We start from the raw sequence: 567 nt of genomic DNA, 5'->3' as shown, positions 1-567 counted from the left end.
GGCCAGATGCTCGCCGCACTCGCCGGCCTGCCCCAGGGCACCTTCGCCTCGGAAGTCGTGATCGAAGGAGACAAGGTCCAGGTCACCCGCGAGATCGACGGCGGCCTGCAGACCGTCGAACTGACCCTGCCGGCCATCGTCACCACCGACCTGCGCCTCAACGAGCCGCGCTATGCCAAGCTGCCCGACATCATGAAGGCCAAGAAGAAGCCGCTCGACGTCAAGTCGCCGGCCGATTACGGCGTCGAGGTGGCGAGCCGGCTCACGCTGCTCAAGGTCGAATCGCCGGCCGAGCGCAAGGGCGGCATCAAGGTGGGCTCCGTCGACGAGCTCGTGGACAAACTCAAGAACGAAGCCAAAGTACTTTGAATCGTTCTTTGAAAACAGCGCTTTGAAAGGAGCCGATCTCATGAGCATCCTGGTCCTTGCCGAACATCACGACGGCGTCCTGGCCGGCGCCACCGCCCACGTCGTCGCGGCCGCCCAAGCGATTGGCGGCGACATCGACGTGCTGGTCGCCGGCGAGAACGTCTCCGCCGTGGCCGACGCCGCGGCCAAGCTCGATGG

At 65.4% G+C, this 567-nt stretch carries 1 protein-coding gene and 1 pseudogene; both read left to right on the top strand.

What is annotated here, in order from left to right; translation table 11 throughout:
• Nucleotides 1-369 (top strand): electron transfer flavoprotein subunit beta/FixA family protein (locus tag CYJ07_RS20210; protein ID WP_197038452.1); only part of this gene is annotated, 369 nt, incomplete at its 5' end.
• Nucleotides 370-409: 40 nt separating this feature from the next.
• Nucleotides 410-567, top strand: a pseudogene (locus tag CYJ07_RS20205) (electron transfer flavoprotein subunit alpha/FixB family protein); the annotation flags it as partial.

It is taken from the genome of Billgrantia saliphila (genome assembly GCF_002930105.1).
GTDB classification, from domain to species: domain Bacteria; phylum Pseudomonadota; class Gammaproteobacteria; order Pseudomonadales; family Halomonadaceae; genus Halomonas; species Halomonas saliphila.
The sequence above is the reverse complement of the archived record's forward strand: the minus strand, read 5'-3'. Positions and strand labels throughout refer to the sequence as shown.